A 14,018-nucleotide genomic window follows, 5' to 3' on the forward strand; every position below is an offset into this window, starting at 1 on the left:
CCGAAGATGATTTAGCCAACCTACCATATGCTGATCAAATGCAGGTTGGTTACCCATGGTGTAATAGACTTTTTCCTTGTCTTCCATCAATCCCGGCAAAATATCATCTAGATCGGCGATAGGATAAGAATCATCTGCGTCATATAATGCAATGGCACCCTCCTGACCGGCACGATAACCATCCCAGATTTCCTTATCGAGATCGCGTTCCCGGCAGAACAGGATGAATTCGCCATGTTCCCGTCCGGGGATCAATACCAAAACTGACTCTGGCTCATCAAAACCACAAAGGTAATGAAAATTGCTGTCACTGCGAAATGGAAAATCGACATCGCGGTTACGTGGGTGAACCACAGCGTTTGGTAACACGGCAATACTGTCCGGGCCCATGATTTCCATCAATCTCTGGCGCCGTTTGGCGAATTCTTTTTTAGTCATTAATGCTCAATTATCTTGTCTTCGGGAGTAGTCGGATTTAACTCACCATAAAGGAGGAACAGACCCATTCGGAGATATTCCACTAATTCTTCATAGTTATTATCGTCATCGTCACTGGGTTGCAATTCAATATCATCAACCTGACTGATTTGTAACACATCTGTTAGATACTCCTGACAATCTGCCGGCAGTTCAGTTTCGTTGGTCAGACCAGAAACACCCAACCCGTATACCAGGCCCTGAGACCAATCGCTTAAAGCAGCAAGCCGTGAGCCCAAAGGTGCGTCATCATCCGGCAATTCCAGCTGAAAATCGAAATCAAGACTGTTAAGCGACTGCATCGTCTCATCAAACAGACCCAGCAGGTTTTGTTTTTCTTCTTCGCCAGGATGGTAATCCTCAAATAAATCGCTATACCAGGTATTACGATTGGCCTGAGAATTCATACACAACAAACCGCATAATGCGCCCTGCAACTCGGCTGTGCTGGCAGGACCATCGGCGGTCACGTTTTCCGGCGACAGGGATGGAAAATATAATTGAGACATAGAGATACAACCTGAAATTAAAAAACACATCATGCAGTTGTTGACCGGGTCAACGGCGCACGTCTATAGTTAGGCATTATTCTCGCATAGCCAAGACGCATATTAATGGATAAAAACCCGATTCAACAATTGGAACAGCAGCTCGATGAGCTGTTACGGGCCAGTAGACGCTTGCGTGAAGAGAATATGTTACTTCGTTCTCAGCAGGCAGCCTGGCTGAGTGAGCGTGCGCAATTAGTTGAAAAAACTGAAATTGCCCGTAACCGCATCGAGAATATGGTGAACCGTCTGAAGCAGCTGGATGAAGAACTATGACCGTACCTGTTAACGTCACAATCCTCGGTAAAGATTATCAAGTTGCCTGTCCCGAAGATCAACAAGATGCGCTAATTGCCTCTGCACGTATGGTGCATCAGAACATGGAAAAAATCCGTAACACCGGGAAGGTGGTAGGGGTTGATCGCATTGCAGTTATGGCGGCTTTAAATATTGCGCATGAGTTGCTGTCATTACAGCAGGATGAAAGTCAGGACATCAAAAAAGTTAATGAAAAAATTTCTCTGCTTAAAGAGCGGGTTAGTGCATTTATTAACGAAGATAGGCAGTTGGAATTATAAAATACTGACGACTTGGCGAATAAAGTTGCGTATCATTTAACTAACCCTGCGGTGAGCGATAGCGACATGTGTTGTCTTGAGCCGATAAGCAAATGCTTTAGGAAACCAAATTTACGGGGTTGAAAAACAAGCCCGCTCCGACGGGAAGTTTGCCATCCCCATGCGGTTTCCCACTTGAACCAACAGGTTCAAGAACCCCGTTCGTAACGCCACTGTGGGGCCTTTCTTTAAATTCTCTGTTGTGTGCAGATTCAGATCAGCGCATGCCGAGCTGATTAATCTTCGTTAATAACCTATTGAGCATCTCACGCTCATCACTGCTTAACGCATCGCTAAGTTGTTTTTCATGTCTTGCCAAGACTATCTCTAACGCTTCCTCAATCAGCTTTTTGCCTTTATCGGTCAGTTTCACCAACCGACTCCGCTGATCATCCGAACATTGTCGCCGAGTGATTAAGCCGTTTTTTTCCAGACTGTTAAGCACTTTGGTTAACCCCCCCGAGCTCACCAGATTCACCTGGCATATATTGGATGGGGTTTGCTCGTAGGGTGGCCCCTGCAAGCGCAATGATACCAACGCGTCAAATTCACCCACATTCAGATGAAATTGCTCCATCACAATTTTTGCATCAGAAAAAAATAATTCACGCGCACGAAACAGCCGCTTTATTGTCTCTGCTACAGCAAGATCATCGCTGTGCCAGCAACTGCGCATTTGTTCGAGTGTTTCTTCTATACTTAATAAGCGATCTGCCAAGTGAGTTCCTCCTGAGATGACAGAATTATGACAAAAAAATTTACTTGCACGTAAAAGAATCTTGCATTAGTCTTTCCAGAAACCTTTCTAGAAAGAATTCTAAGCTATTCCCCTCGCTTTCACCAGCGAATAACAAAGGATCTGTCATGCGTGATAACTCACTTGATACTAAGCCCTCTTATCTGCAGGCTTTAGCAATCACCGCTTTTTTCTCGTTAAGCCTTCTGTGTCATTCCGTCAGCGCTGAACAAAACCTTCCCAGAGTTCAGGTGGTAGAACCGGAAGTTCGCACGTTGACTGAGTGGAAAGAATTCACCGGTCGTTTTGAAGCGGTGGAGATGGTTGAATTGCGCGCAAGAGTAACGGGCTATCTGGATAAAGTGCATTTCGACGATGGCCAGATGGTAGAAAAGGGCGACTTATTATTTGAAATTGATCCGCGGCCTTATGCAGCGGCAGTGGCCAGAGCTGAAGCAGAACTGGCCAGAATGGAGAGTCAACTGAAACTGGCTGACCTGGATACCAAACGGGGTGAAAGGTTATTAACCCAGAGTGCGATTTCTCAGGAAGAGGTGGATACCCGTCGGGCACGTTTTCAGGAAGCCAATACTAATGTTGCATCTGCTGCAGCTGCGTTGAAAACCGCTAAACTGGACTTACAGTACGCCAAAATTACCGCTCCGGTAAGTGGACGGATTTCAAATCGCCGTGTTGACGTCGGTAATCTAATTGGCAGTGGAGATACAGGTGAACCTCTGACCACCATTGTCTCGCTGGACCCGCTGCATTTTGTTTTTGACGTATCAGAAACAGAATATCTGGAATTGATTCGTTTGCCAGAGGGCCAGGAGCAATTGGTTAATGGCAGAACCATGCCGACGGAACTTAAATTAATTGATGAAAAGAACTGGACGCGTGAAGGTCGCATCGATTTTGTTGATAATCGGCTGGACGAAAATACGGGTACGCTGAGAATGCGCGTCGTTGTTGACAATGCCGATGGTGTCTTACGTCCAGGACTTTTTGCCCGTTTGCGTTTACCAACCAGTCAAAATGCAGAAGCGATGCTGGTTCCGGATAAAGCGATTGTGACCGATCAGGCAGCCAAAATAGTGATGACGGTGGATGCCGAAGGCAAAGTCATTCCTAAACCGGTTGAACTTGGCACGCTACAAGGTGATATGCGGGTTATCAGAAGTGGATTGACAACATCAGATCGCATTATTGTTGAAGGTTTGCTGAGAGCTCGTCCGGGTGCCGAAGTGAATGCTGTTCCATATCAAGCTGATGAACAGCCTAATGATGACGGACAAGACTCATGAAGTTCACCCATTTCTTTGTTGAAAGACCAATTTTCGCGACCGTTATTTCGGTCCTGATTGTCCTGGTGGGCACAATTGCCTATAACAATTTGCCTGTTGCACAGTACCCTGAAATTGCGCCGCCCAGTATAGCGGTCACTGCCACCTACCCTGGCGCCACAGCCGAAACGGCTGGTAATACTGTAGCGACAGTATTGGAACAGCAGATCAACGGGGTAGAGAACATGCTCTACATGAAATCTGAAAATACCTCAGATGGACGCACCTCACTGAATATTACGTTCAAGCCGGGTACCGATTTAGATACAGCGCAGGTGCTGGTGCAAAACCGCATTGCCATTGCCGAGCCCTTACTTCCGGAGGAGGTGACTCGACAAGGTATCGATATTCGTAAAAACTCACCTGATTTGATGATGGTTATTCATATTCTGTCTTCAGATGGCAGTCGCGATAACCTCTATGTTTCAAATTATGCCAGAACCCAGGTAGTTGACCGGTTGGCCCGTATAGACGGGGTCGGTGAGGCGCGGATTGTTGCAGAGCGGGCTTATGCAATGCGGATCTGGATTGATCCGGAACGGGCTCAGTCGTTTGGTTTAACAGCGAATGAAGTAGTTGCCGCTTTACGTGAGAACAACACCCAGATTGCTGCCGGTACTATCAACAGAGAACCGATTGAAACCAAAGGCGGTTTTGAGTTGAGTGTGGAAACACAGGGCCGGCTGCTGGAAGAAGAAGAATTCGGCAATATCATTGTAAAACGTGGCACTGATGGCCGGACCGTGAGATTACGGGATTTAGCCAGAGTCGAGTTGGCTGCACAGGACTATAACAACATCGGTTATCTGGATGACAATCTGGCTTTACCGGTCGTTATCTTCCAACGCCCGGGTTCCAATGCATTGGAAACTGCTCAGGCGTTACGGGCAGAGATGAAAGATATTGCTCAAAGTATGCCTTATGGGGTCGAATACCAGATTATTTACGATCCAACCGAGTTTATCGCCAAATCCATCGAGAAGATTTATCACACCATTCTAGAAGCCATCATTCTGGTTATTTTGGTGGTAATGCTGTTCCTGCAGAGCTGGCGAGCATCCATTATTCCTATTTTGGCCATACCGGTTTCACTGATTGGTACGTTTGCCGTCATGTCCTTGCTAGGAGTTTCATTAAATAACCTGTCGTTATTTGGATTGGTATTGGCAATCGGTATTGTGGTTGATGACGCCATTGTTGTGGTTGAAAATGTGGAGCGTTACATACGAGATGGATTCACTCCTCGAGAAGCGGCACATAAAACCATGGATGAAGTGGGCGGCGCCTTGGTGGCTATTGCCATCGTATTGACTGCCGTATTTATTCCGACGGCTTTTATTTCAGGCATTTCCGGGGCATTTTATCAGCAATTTGCCTTGACCATTGCCACAGCAACCATTATTTCGCTGATTGTCTCTTTGACATTATCGCCGGCTTTATCAGCGTTGTTATTAAAGCCACATGTTGAAGGCCATCAGCCAAATGGTATTTGGGGCAAGCTTAGTTCTCCATTTCGTGCGTTTGGCAATGGCTTTAATCGTGCCTTTGAGTGGATGGGGGATCGTTATTCGGCACTGACACGCAAGTTGTTACGCATGATGACGGTAATGCTACTGATATACGTCGGTTTGATCATGTTGACTGGCTATCAGTTCAATAAAGTGCCAACAGGGTTTATTCCTGAACAGGATCAAGGTTATTTGATCAATGTCCTACAGTTACCCCCTGGCGCCACGTTGGAAAGAACTGATGCGGCAGCACGCGAAGCTTCGGCACGTTTAAGAAATGTTCCCGGCGTTGCACATGCGGTTTTGTTTGTTGGTCTGGATGGGCCTACTTTTACCAACGCATCTAACTCAGCGGTTATCTTTACGCCATTGGATTCGTTTGAAGACCGCATTGCCGCCGGTATTACCATCGATGATATTGTTGCAGGATCACAGCAGGCCTTATCTCAGGTTGATGCAGCGATGGCTTTTGCGATCAGACCACCGCCAGTTAGGGGTATGGGGAACTCAGGTGGGTGGAAATTGTATGTTCAGGATCGTGGCGGGCTTGGTCTGGAAAGGTTACAGGCTGTTACCAATGAGGTGATTGGCGCAGCAAATCAAACAGATGGTTTATCGGCAGTGTTTACCTTCTTTAACTCTGGAACCCCCAGAATTTACGCTGATATTGATCGTACCCGGGCAGAAATGCTCAATGTACCGGTAGGCAATGTTATCGATACCCTGGAAATCTATCTTGGCTCACGTTACGTCAACGATTTTAACTTTCTGAATCGGACTTATCGAGTTGTGGCGCAGGCGGATGGCCCTTACCGTGATGAAATTGAAGATATCGGTAAATTACGTACCCGCTCTGATAATGGAGCGATGGTGCCCATTGGGACGATAGCGACGTTTGAAAACATTACGGGACCAATACGTCTGCCGCATTACAATCTGTATCCTGCGATCGAAGTGCAGGGCAATACCGCACCGGGTTACTCCAGTGGCGAATCACTTGCCATTGTCGAAGAACTATTAAGCGATACATTGCCGGAGGGAATCAGTTTTGAATGGACTGAGCTGGCCTTGCAAGAGAAGTTAGCCGGCGACACAGCCTTTCTTAGTTTTTCTCTGGCAGTTGTCTTTGTCTTTCTGCTACTGGCAGCGTTATACGAAAGCTGGTTACTGCCCCTTGCAGTAGTGTTGATTGTTCCTATGTGTTTACTGGCAGCAATACTTGGGGTCAGTTTACGCGGTATGGACAACAACATTCTGGTGCAGATTGGCTTTGTGGTGCTGATTGGTTTGGCATCAAAAAATGCCATATTAATTGTTGAGTTTGCCAAACAGGCTGAAGATCGTGGTTTGAGCCGACTGGATGCTGCAGTTGAAGCAGCACGTACACGTTTGCGTCCAATCCTGATGACATCCTTTGCCTTCATTCTAGGCGTGGTACCATTAGTCTTGGCCTCTGGTGCTGGCGCCGAAATGCGGCAGGCCTTAGGAACGGCAGTATTTTTTGGTATGCTTGGTGTGACCTTCTTCGGACTGATATTTACCCCGGTCTTTTATGTTTTCTGCCGCTGGCTGGCGTCATTAAGGGATAAACGCGAGCAGCAACAAACCGCTGATGAAGTGAATTAAGTTCAGCAGACTGAGCTGGTTTGAACATTGAAACTCCATGGTCTCGAGCGAGTCCGATTAAGCGTCACACTAATTTTTGGAGGGATTATGAAACTATTGACGAGCATAATGATTGCGCTGACATCTTCAGTAGCACTTGCTGATACACAGATCGAGCTTTATGAAGTGGACAAACAGGGAACCGGCAAAAGCCTGGGAACCGTAGCAGTACATCAATCAGCATTTGGTCTGGTTTTTACCCCGGATTTAAAATCGTTAACACCCGGTTTGCATGGCTTTCATGTGCATCAGAATCCAAGCTGTGATGCCGCTGAAAAAGACGGTGAAATGGTGCCTGCATTAGCCGCTGGTGGTCATTATGATCCCTACGATACTGGTAAGCACGACACCCCTTGGGGCAGTGGTCATGCCGGTGACTTGCCACCGTTGTATGTAGCCGATGATGGAACAGCAACTCATCCAGTGCTTGCACCACGCTTGACGCTTAAAGATTTACAAGGGCGTTCATTAATGATTCATGCTGGTGGTGACAATCACTCTGATCATCCTAAACCCTTAGGTGGTGGCGGTGCCCGAGTCGCCTGCGGTGTAACGGAATAATCTCCGTCAACTAGATAAATCAGTAATCAGACCGGAAGCAAGATTGAAATATTAAGTCCGCCTTCCGGTCTGTTTGTTGCAATAATCTCGCCGCCGTGGATTTCAATAGCACGATGAGCAATCGTCAGCCCCAGACCGATACCATCTTGCTGGTGGTTGTCACGACTGCGAAAGAACGGCTGAAAAATTTGCTGTAAATCCTGTTCAGCAATTCCCGGACCCTGATCTTCTATAGTGATTTGCCAATGACCGGCTAATTTTTCAGTGGTTAGTTGGATCACTCCATTTTCAGGTGAATACTTAATCGCATTGCGCAAAACATTTTCAATAGCACTATGAATAAGCTCAGGGCGTGCAAACAGACTGATTTGCTCAAAAGTATTGTGCGTTATCTGAACATGTTTATTCTGGGCTTCAAAACGAGCGTCCTCCACAATATCCAGCAGCATTTCTGTTAGATCGAAAAGTTGTCTTTCATCATTTTCAGTTGTCGGATTTTCCAGACGAGATAAATTCAGCAACTCACCGATGAGATGATCGATACGCTCGGATTCACGTTCAACCCGATCCAGCATTTTTGCGGTTTTATCCGGACTTTGCTGTGCCAAACCAATCGCAGCCTGCATCCGTGCCAAGGGTGAACGTAACTCATGAGAAACGTCGTGGAGTAATCGTTTCTGTGCATTCAGCAACTGGCTTATGCGCCCGGTCATATAATCAAAGTTCTGCCCCAGTTCAGCCAATTCATCACGACGTTTTCCCATAGCCGGGCTAATTCGGGTATCCAGTTTGCCATCTGCAACATCATTAAAGGCTTTCTTTAGAATACGGATGGGTTTGGTAAACCACCAGGCCAGTAAAGCACTGAATAATAATCCCGACATCAACCACATGCCCAGTAATAATAAGAGTGGTGGTTTAGGAGGTTTGGGCCGATCCAGCTTCTGGCCGAGTTTTTCAGGGGAGGGGATAAATAACAGCAAGGCTCTGCCATCTTCCAAAATTACTTGTTGGACAGAGCGTATTCTTTGATTTTCAAATAATAATTGTCTCGTCGTTGCCAGTAATTGCGGATCAATATTCCGTTGCAGAATATCCTGATTATCCTGATTAACGGCGAAAAGCTTAATGCCATTACGTTGTTGTTCATGGAGGTACTTTTTTAGCGGCTCGATACCGGCATAACGCGCTATATCAGCCGCACTGTCGACAAGGTCTGTAGCTTTCCAGCCCATTTGCACCGGAATTGCCTCGAAGGACTGACGTTCTGCATTATGGCGTAGCCACATGCCACTGGCGACACCAATACTCGTCAGTAATAAAGCCAATAAAAAAACAAAAAAGAATTTCCAGAATAAACTTCGCATTACTTAATCAACTGATAACCTTTACCACGGACTGTCTGAATATAAGAATGGCCATCCTGTTGTTCTCCCAGCTTATGCCGAATACTGCTCATATGCACATCAATACTGCGATCAAAGCGTGCCAGCGGCCGGCCTAATGCTGCTTCTGATAATGCATTTTTACTGACGACCTGACCGGCATTTCTTGCAAGGGATTCCAACAGGCTGAATTCGGTACTGGTCAGTTCCAGCGCGGTATCAAACCATAAGGCTTTACGTTGTTGAGGCCAGAGTTGTAACGGACCCGTTTGAATAACGGTTTCATCCTGTTGCTGTTGTCGGGTGATTTCACTGCGCCGCAAAATAGCTTTGATTCGAGCAATTAATTCTCTGGGAGTACAGGGTTTAGGTACATAGTCATCGGCCCCAGATTCCAGTCCCATGATGCGATCAACATCGTCACCCTTTGCGGTAAACATTAAAATGGGCACATGACTTTGCTGACGGATGAGTTTTAATACTTCAGTGCCACTCATATCAGGCAACATCACATCCAGAATCACAATGTCGAAATCTCCCTGCAAGGCAAGCTGCAGCCCTTCTGTTGCTGTATCTGCAGTGCGAACCTGAAACTTCTCTTCCTCCAGATAGTCTTGAAATAGACCAGAAAGAATCACATCATCATCAATAATTAATACTTTGCTCACAGAGATGTCCTGTTATTTTTTTAAAGTAATGATACGTCCGCAAATATTAATCAGCTAATTGTAAATCAGTGTTTTACCTGAATTTACATATCAAAACAGTCATTAACAGTTAATCCATCAATACTGTCTGCAACCTGTCGAACGACAGTATTTCGTTAAAAAAAATAACCTTTTTAGGAGAATACCTATGCGTAGCAAATTAATGGCGCTCAGTTTGATTCCAGCTTTATTTTTAGCAGTACCTGCCATGGCCGATAAACATAAAAGCTGTGGTGAAGGCAGTAAATACAGCGATATGAAGAAAATGCACGGTGAACATGATGGTATCCCTCTTATGTTGCAAGGCATTGATTTAAACGAGGATCAAAAATCAGAAATCAAAAAATTAGTTGAGGCTCAGCAAACTGATAAAAGAAATGATATGAAGTCGCACTGGGAGCTGCGCAAGAAATTAAACCAATTGGCTTTTAATGATCGTCTGGATCAAAACAAGCTAGAAGCCATAATCAATGAAGCCACAGAATCTCATGCCGACAGATTAGCTAAAAAAGCTAAATTGAATAATGCGATTTTCAATGTGCTAACAGCAGAACAAAAACAGCAGCTGAAGCAGAAAATGGCCGACTCTGAAAACCGTAACAAGCCTTGAATAAAATTACTTACCTCATCCTGACAATGAATGCAGGATGAGGTTTTTATGGGCGTTGTTCAGGATTTCTTTTGAAGCAGTGAAATTACTGAAGCTGTTTGCGGACGCACACCACGCCAGATATAAAAGGCTTCTGCGGCCTGTTCAACCAGCATGCCCATACCATCAATTGTCTTGGCTGCATTATGTGTTTTAGCCCATTTGATAAATGCTGTATCAGCTTCGCTGTACATCATGTCATAACAGCAGGCGCCACTTGCCAGCACCGTATCAGGCAAAGGAGGCACTTCACCCTGTAAACTGGCTGCGGTGGCATTAATCACCACATCAAATTCACCGTCAATGTCATCAAATCCACCGCCATGAACATTGCCCAGATGGGCAAACAGCTCGGCAAGGTGAATGGATTTTGAAGCCGTTCTGTTGGCAATAAATATTCCGAGCGGTTTGTATTCAAGTAGGGGCGCGATCACGCCACGTGAAGCGCCACCGGCTCCAAGTAATAAAATTCTTTTGCCGGTAAGCTCCACCTGATGATTGACCGCTAAATCACGGCAAAGACCAATGCCATCTGTATTGTCACCAAACAAGCTGCCATCACTATTGAATACAACGGTATTAACTGCTCCAGCCAATTCGGCCCGGGCAGATTTTTGCTGGGTTATCTCCCAGACCTGCTCCTTAAATGGCACCGTTACATTGATGCCTTTTAACTTAAGCACGTCGCGAAGCTGTTGAAGACTGTTATGCAGTCCGTCCAACTGTACTTCAATCGCTGTATATTCAATATCCTCACCGGTTTGTCTGGCAAACGCGGCATGAATCAGCGGGGATTTACTATGGTGGATCGGGTTACCGATCACGGCGTATTTATCTGTCATGATTTAGCGCTGTAACTGTTGTGCAATATCTTTAGCGAAATAGGTGAGGATACCGTCTGCACCCGCACGTTTAAATGCCAGCAGGCTTTCCATAATCACTTCTTCACTGAGCCAGCCTTTCAACGTTGCTGCCTTGAGCATCGCATATTCACCACTGACCTGATAAACAAAAGTGGGTTTCTGGAAAGACTGTTTCACCCGGTACAAGACATCAAGATAGGGCATGCCGGGTTTAACCATCACCATATCAGCACCTTCCTGAATATCCAATGCGACTTCATGTAAAGCCTCATCAGAATTGGCTGGATCCATCTGATAACTGAATTTATTGCCACCGGCTAAATTCCCTGCACTGCCCACAGCATCGCGAAATGGTCCATAAAAACTGGAGGCATATTTAGCGGAGTAAGCCATGATACGAGTATGTATGTGCCCGGCATTTTCCAGCGTGTTACGTATCGCGCCAATACGTCCATCCATCATATCGGAGGGAGCGACTACATCGGCTCCTGCCTCGGCATGAGATAACGCCTGTTTGATTAATACTTCCACCGTTTCATCATTAATAATATAGGCGTTGTCATCAATCAGCCCATCCTGACCGTGAGTGGTAAAAGGATCCAGAGCAACATCAGTCATTACCCCCAAATCGGGGAAGGCTTTTTTTAAGGCTCTGACAGCGCGTTGCGCCAGACCATCGGGATTAAACGCTTCTGCAGCATCCAGTGACTTCTGCTCCAATGGGGTCACTGGAAACAATGCCATCATCGGAATACCCAATTTGTGAATGATTTCAGCTTCCTGAAGCAGCAAATCAATGCTCAATCTCTCCATCCCAGGCATTGAAGTGACTTTTTCTCGTTGATTTTTGCCTTCGAGTACAAAGCAGGGATAAATCAGATCATCGACGGTGAGCTGATGCTCTCGAACCAGTCGCCGGGAAAAGTCATCTTTGCGCAAACGGCGGGGTCTTTGTTGTGGAAAAGCGGAAAAATTAAAATACTGTTGGGTCATAAGTTCTGCCAGGTAAATAAGCTGCGCTTCATACTACCGCTGGCAAGGTAACTTGTCATCGTTTTTAGCGTGGACGCATAGGCTGCAGATAGGCTAAAATTGCAAAGATTTTGTCCGGGGAGAACGTCGTCCCCTGTTCCTTTTTTATCTGGTGGAGGTTCCCCTTGCGTACAACTGCGCTACTTGCTCTTGAAGATGGCACGGTCTTTCACGGCGAATCAATCGGTGCTGTGGGCCAGTCAGTTGGTGAAGTGGTCTTCAACACCGCGATGACAGGTTATCAGGAAATTATTACCGACCCGTCGTATTGCCGCCAAATCGTCACCCTGACTTATCCGCATATCGGTAACGTTGGCGTCAATAAAGACGATGAAGAATCTGACCAGGTGTATGCCAGTGGTTTAATCATTCGCGAACTTTCACCGGTCATGTCCAGCTGGCGTGGTGAAGAAGCTTTGGATAAATATCTTGAGCGCCAGAATGTAGTCGGACTGGCTGGTATTGATACCCGGCGGCTGACCCGTCTGTTACGGGAAAAAGGTGCGCAAAAAGGCTGCATCGTTGCTGGCGATAATATTGATGTTGATGCGGCAATTGCTGCGGCCAAAGCCTTTGCTGGTTTGAAAGGCATGGATCTGGCCAAAGAAGTTTCAACCAAACAGGCTTATGAGTGGACTGATGGTATCTGGCACATCGACAACCAGTCTCGTAAAGCCGAGCCGCGTTTTCATGTGGTTGCCTATGATTATGGCATCAAGAAAAACATCATGCGTATGCTTACCGAACGTGGCTGCAAATTGACAGTAGTGCCTGCACAAATGCCTGCTGAAGAAGTCATGAAGTTGAATCCTGATGGTATTTTCCTGGCCAATGGCCCGGGTGATCCAGAACCTTGTGATTATGCGATTAAGGCGATTCAGTATTTCCTCGATAAAGAGATGCCGATTTTTGGTATCTGTCTGGGACATCAATTACTGGCATTGGCCTGTGGTGCCAAAACCGAAAAAATGAAATTCGGTCATCATGGGGCGAATCATCCGGTTCAGGAATTGCTGGCAGGTCTGGTGATGATTACCAGTCAGAATCACAGTTTTGCTGTAGATGAATCCACTCTGCCTGACACCGTTGAAACCACTCATCGTTCTTTATTTGATGGAACATTGCAGGGTATTCATCATAAAACCAAACCGGCTTTCAGCTTCCAGGGACATCCGGAAGCCAGCCCTGGTCCACAGGATGCATCACCTCTATTCGATCACTTTATCGACCTACTCGAACAAGCGACAGGTAAATAACACATAATGGCTAAACGTACTGATATTCAAAGCATTCTGATTCTGGGTGCTGGTCCGATTGTTATCGGTCAGGCCTGCGAATTTGATTATTCTGGCGCACAGGCTTGTAAAGCCCTGCGAGAAGAAGGTTATCGCGTCATTCTGGTCAATTCCAACCCGGCCACTATCATGACTGACCCAAATATGGCTGATGCGACATATATTGAGCCAGTTACCTGGGAAGCAGTCAGCAAGGTTATCGAAGTTGAACGTCCCGATGCGATATTGCCAACCATGGGAGGCCAAACCGCGTTGAACTGTGCATTGGCACTGGAAAAACATGGCGTTTTGGAAAAATATGGCGTCGAGATGATCGGTGCTGACAGTGAAGCCATAAATAAGGCCGAAGATCGCGATTTGTTCCGCGCGGCGATGCGTAAAATTGGTCTGGATATGCCGCAATCGGATATTGCGCACTCCCTTGATGAAGCGCTTGAAGTTCAACAGAAATTTGGTTTCCCGGTCATTATCCGGCCGTCATTTACCATGGGCGGCAGCGGTGGCGGAATTGCCTATAACCGTGAAGACTTTGTCGATATCTGCCAGCGTGGCTTATATCTCAGCCCGACCTCAGAATTGCTGATTGAAGAGTCAATCATCGGCTGGAAAGAATACGAAATGGAAGTGGTGCG

General features: G+C 46.3%; 14 protein-coding genes, 1 other RNA gene and 1 pseudogene. 9 read left to right on the forward strand and 7 right to left on the reverse strand.

Translation table 11 applies throughout. The features are described from left to right. Both B3182_RS08035 and B3182_RS08040 read right to left on the reverse strand, forming a co-directional pair. The coding region (locus tag B3182_RS08035; RefSeq protein ID WP_292752275.1) for an aminopeptidase P N-terminal domain-containing protein at positions 1 to 438 on the reverse strand (438 nt) is incomplete at its 3' end. Next, complete coding sequence (locus tag B3182_RS08040; RefSeq protein WP_014708052.1) at positions 438 to 986, reverse strand: UPF0149 family protein; 549 nt, start codon at positions 984 to 986, stop codon at positions 438 to 440. The genes B3182_RS08040 and B3182_RS08035, both read right to left, overlap by 1 nt. A 105-nt stretch (positions 987 to 1,091) precedes the next feature. Here B3182_RS08040 and B3182_RS08045 point away from each other — a divergent pair, with 105 nt between their 5' ends. The 3 genes from B3182_RS08045 (at position 1,092) to ssrS (ending at position 1,828) form a co-directional block, all read left to right on the forward strand. Then, on the forward strand, positions 1,092 to 1,301 hold the full coding sequence (locus B3182_RS08045) for a TIGR02449 family protein (protein ID WP_069294960.1): 210 nt from the start codon (positions 1,092 to 1,094) through the stop codon (positions 1,299 to 1,301). After that, positions 1,298 to 1,603, forward strand: coding sequence for a cell division protein ZapA (locus B3182_RS08050; protein ID WP_292353685.1), 306 nt, complete (start codon positions 1,298 to 1,300; stop codon positions 1,601 to 1,603). Before B3182_RS08045 ends, B3182_RS08050 begins: the two co-directional genes overlap by 4 nt. Positions 1,604 to 1,643: 40 nt before the next feature. After that, a non-coding RNA gene (ssrS, locus tag B3182_RS08055) (6S RNA) lies at positions 1,644 to 1,828 on the forward strand. A gap of 31 nt (positions 1,829 to 1,859) precedes the next feature. Here the strand turns inward: ssrS and B3182_RS08060 are convergent. Then, the gene (locus B3182_RS08060; protein ID WP_292353686.1) at positions 1,860 to 2,360 is read right to left on the reverse strand and encodes a MarR family winged helix-turn-helix transcriptional regulator; all 501 of its coding nucleotides are present in this window, start codon (positions 2,358 to 2,360) and stop codon (positions 1,860 to 1,862) included. 146 nt (positions 2,361 to 2,506) lie between these two features. Between B3182_RS08060 and B3182_RS08065 the strand changes: the two genes are divergently transcribed. The 3 genes from B3182_RS08065 (at position 2,507) to sodC (ending at position 7,455) form a co-directional block, all read left to right on the forward strand. After that, positions 2,507 to 3,682 carry an efflux RND transporter periplasmic adaptor subunit gene (locus B3182_RS08065; RefSeq protein WP_292353687.1) on the forward strand — a complete coding sequence of 392 codons (1,176 nt, stop codon included), beginning with the start codon at positions 2,507 to 2,509 and terminating at the stop codon, positions 3,680 to 3,682. Beyond that, a complete protein-coding gene (locus B3182_RS08070) occupies positions 3,679 to 6,855 on the forward strand; it encodes an efflux RND transporter permease subunit (RefSeq protein WP_292353688.1) in 3,177 nt (1,058 codons plus the stop codon). Before B3182_RS08065 ends, B3182_RS08070 begins: the two co-directional genes overlap by 4 nt. A gap of 87 nt (positions 6,856 to 6,942) precedes the next feature. Next, positions 6,943 to 7,455 carry a superoxide dismutase [Cu-Zn] SodC gene (sodC, locus tag B3182_RS08075; RefSeq protein ID WP_292353689.1) on the forward strand — a complete coding sequence of 171 codons (513 nt, stop codon included), beginning with the start codon at positions 6,943 to 6,945 and terminating at the stop codon, positions 7,453 to 7,455. Between the two features lie 26 nt (positions 7,456 to 7,481). On the opposite strand, the gene B3182_RS08080 is transcribed toward sodC, so the two are convergent. Together B3182_RS08080 and B3182_RS08085 are read right to left on the reverse strand one after the other, a co-directional pair. Beyond that, positions 7,482 to 8,822 (reverse strand): sensor histidine kinase, encoded by a 1,341-nt coding sequence (locus tag B3182_RS08080; RefSeq protein ID WP_292353690.1) that lies wholly within the window; start codon positions 8,820 to 8,822, stop codon positions 7,482 to 7,484. Further along, positions 8,822 to 9,508 carry a response regulator transcription factor gene (locus B3182_RS08085; protein WP_292353691.1) on the reverse strand — a complete coding sequence of 229 codons (687 nt, stop codon included), beginning with the start codon at positions 9,506 to 9,508 and terminating at the stop codon, positions 8,822 to 8,824. The genes B3182_RS08080 and B3182_RS08085 overlap by 1 nt, the downstream gene beginning before the upstream one ends. A gap of 187 nt (positions 9,509 to 9,695) precedes the next feature. Between B3182_RS08085 and B3182_RS08090 the strand changes: the two genes are divergently transcribed. Then, a complete protein-coding gene (locus B3182_RS08090) occupies positions 9,696 to 10,157 on the forward strand; it encodes a Spy/CpxP family protein refolding chaperone (protein ID WP_292752278.1) in 462 nt (153 codons plus the stop codon). A 59-nt stretch (positions 10,158 to 10,216) separates the two neighbouring features. Here the strand turns inward: B3182_RS08090 and aroE are convergent, their stop codons facing one another. After that, positions 10,217 to 11,038 (reverse strand): shikimate dehydrogenase, encoded by an 822-nt coding sequence (gene aroE / locus B3182_RS08095; protein ID WP_292353693.1) that lies wholly within the window; start codon positions 11,036 to 11,038, stop codon positions 10,217 to 10,219. 3 nt (positions 11,039 to 11,041) lie between these two features. After that, entirely contained in the window at positions 11,042 to 12,052 is a 1,011-nt protein-coding gene (gene hemB, locus B3182_RS08100) for a porphobilinogen synthase (protein WP_292353694.1), read from the reverse strand. Positions 12,053 to 12,216: 164 nt separating this feature from the next. Here hemB and carA point away from each other — a divergent pair, with 164 nt between their 5' ends. Next, a complete protein-coding gene (gene carA / locus B3182_RS08105; protein ID WP_292353695.1) occupies positions 12,217 to 13,347 on the forward strand; it encodes a glutamine-hydrolyzing carbamoyl-phosphate synthase small subunit in 1,131 nt (376 codons plus the stop codon). A gap of 6 nt (positions 13,348 to 13,353) precedes the next feature. Next, positions 13,354 to 14,018 (forward strand): annotated as a pseudogene (carB, locus tag B3182_RS08110) (carbamoyl phosphate synthase large subunit); the annotation flags it as partial.

It is taken from the genome of Methylophaga sp. UBA4204 (assembly GCF_002379485.1).
In the GTDB taxonomy this organism is placed as follows: domain Bacteria; phylum Pseudomonadota; class Gammaproteobacteria; order Nitrosococcales; family Methylophagaceae; genus Methylophaga.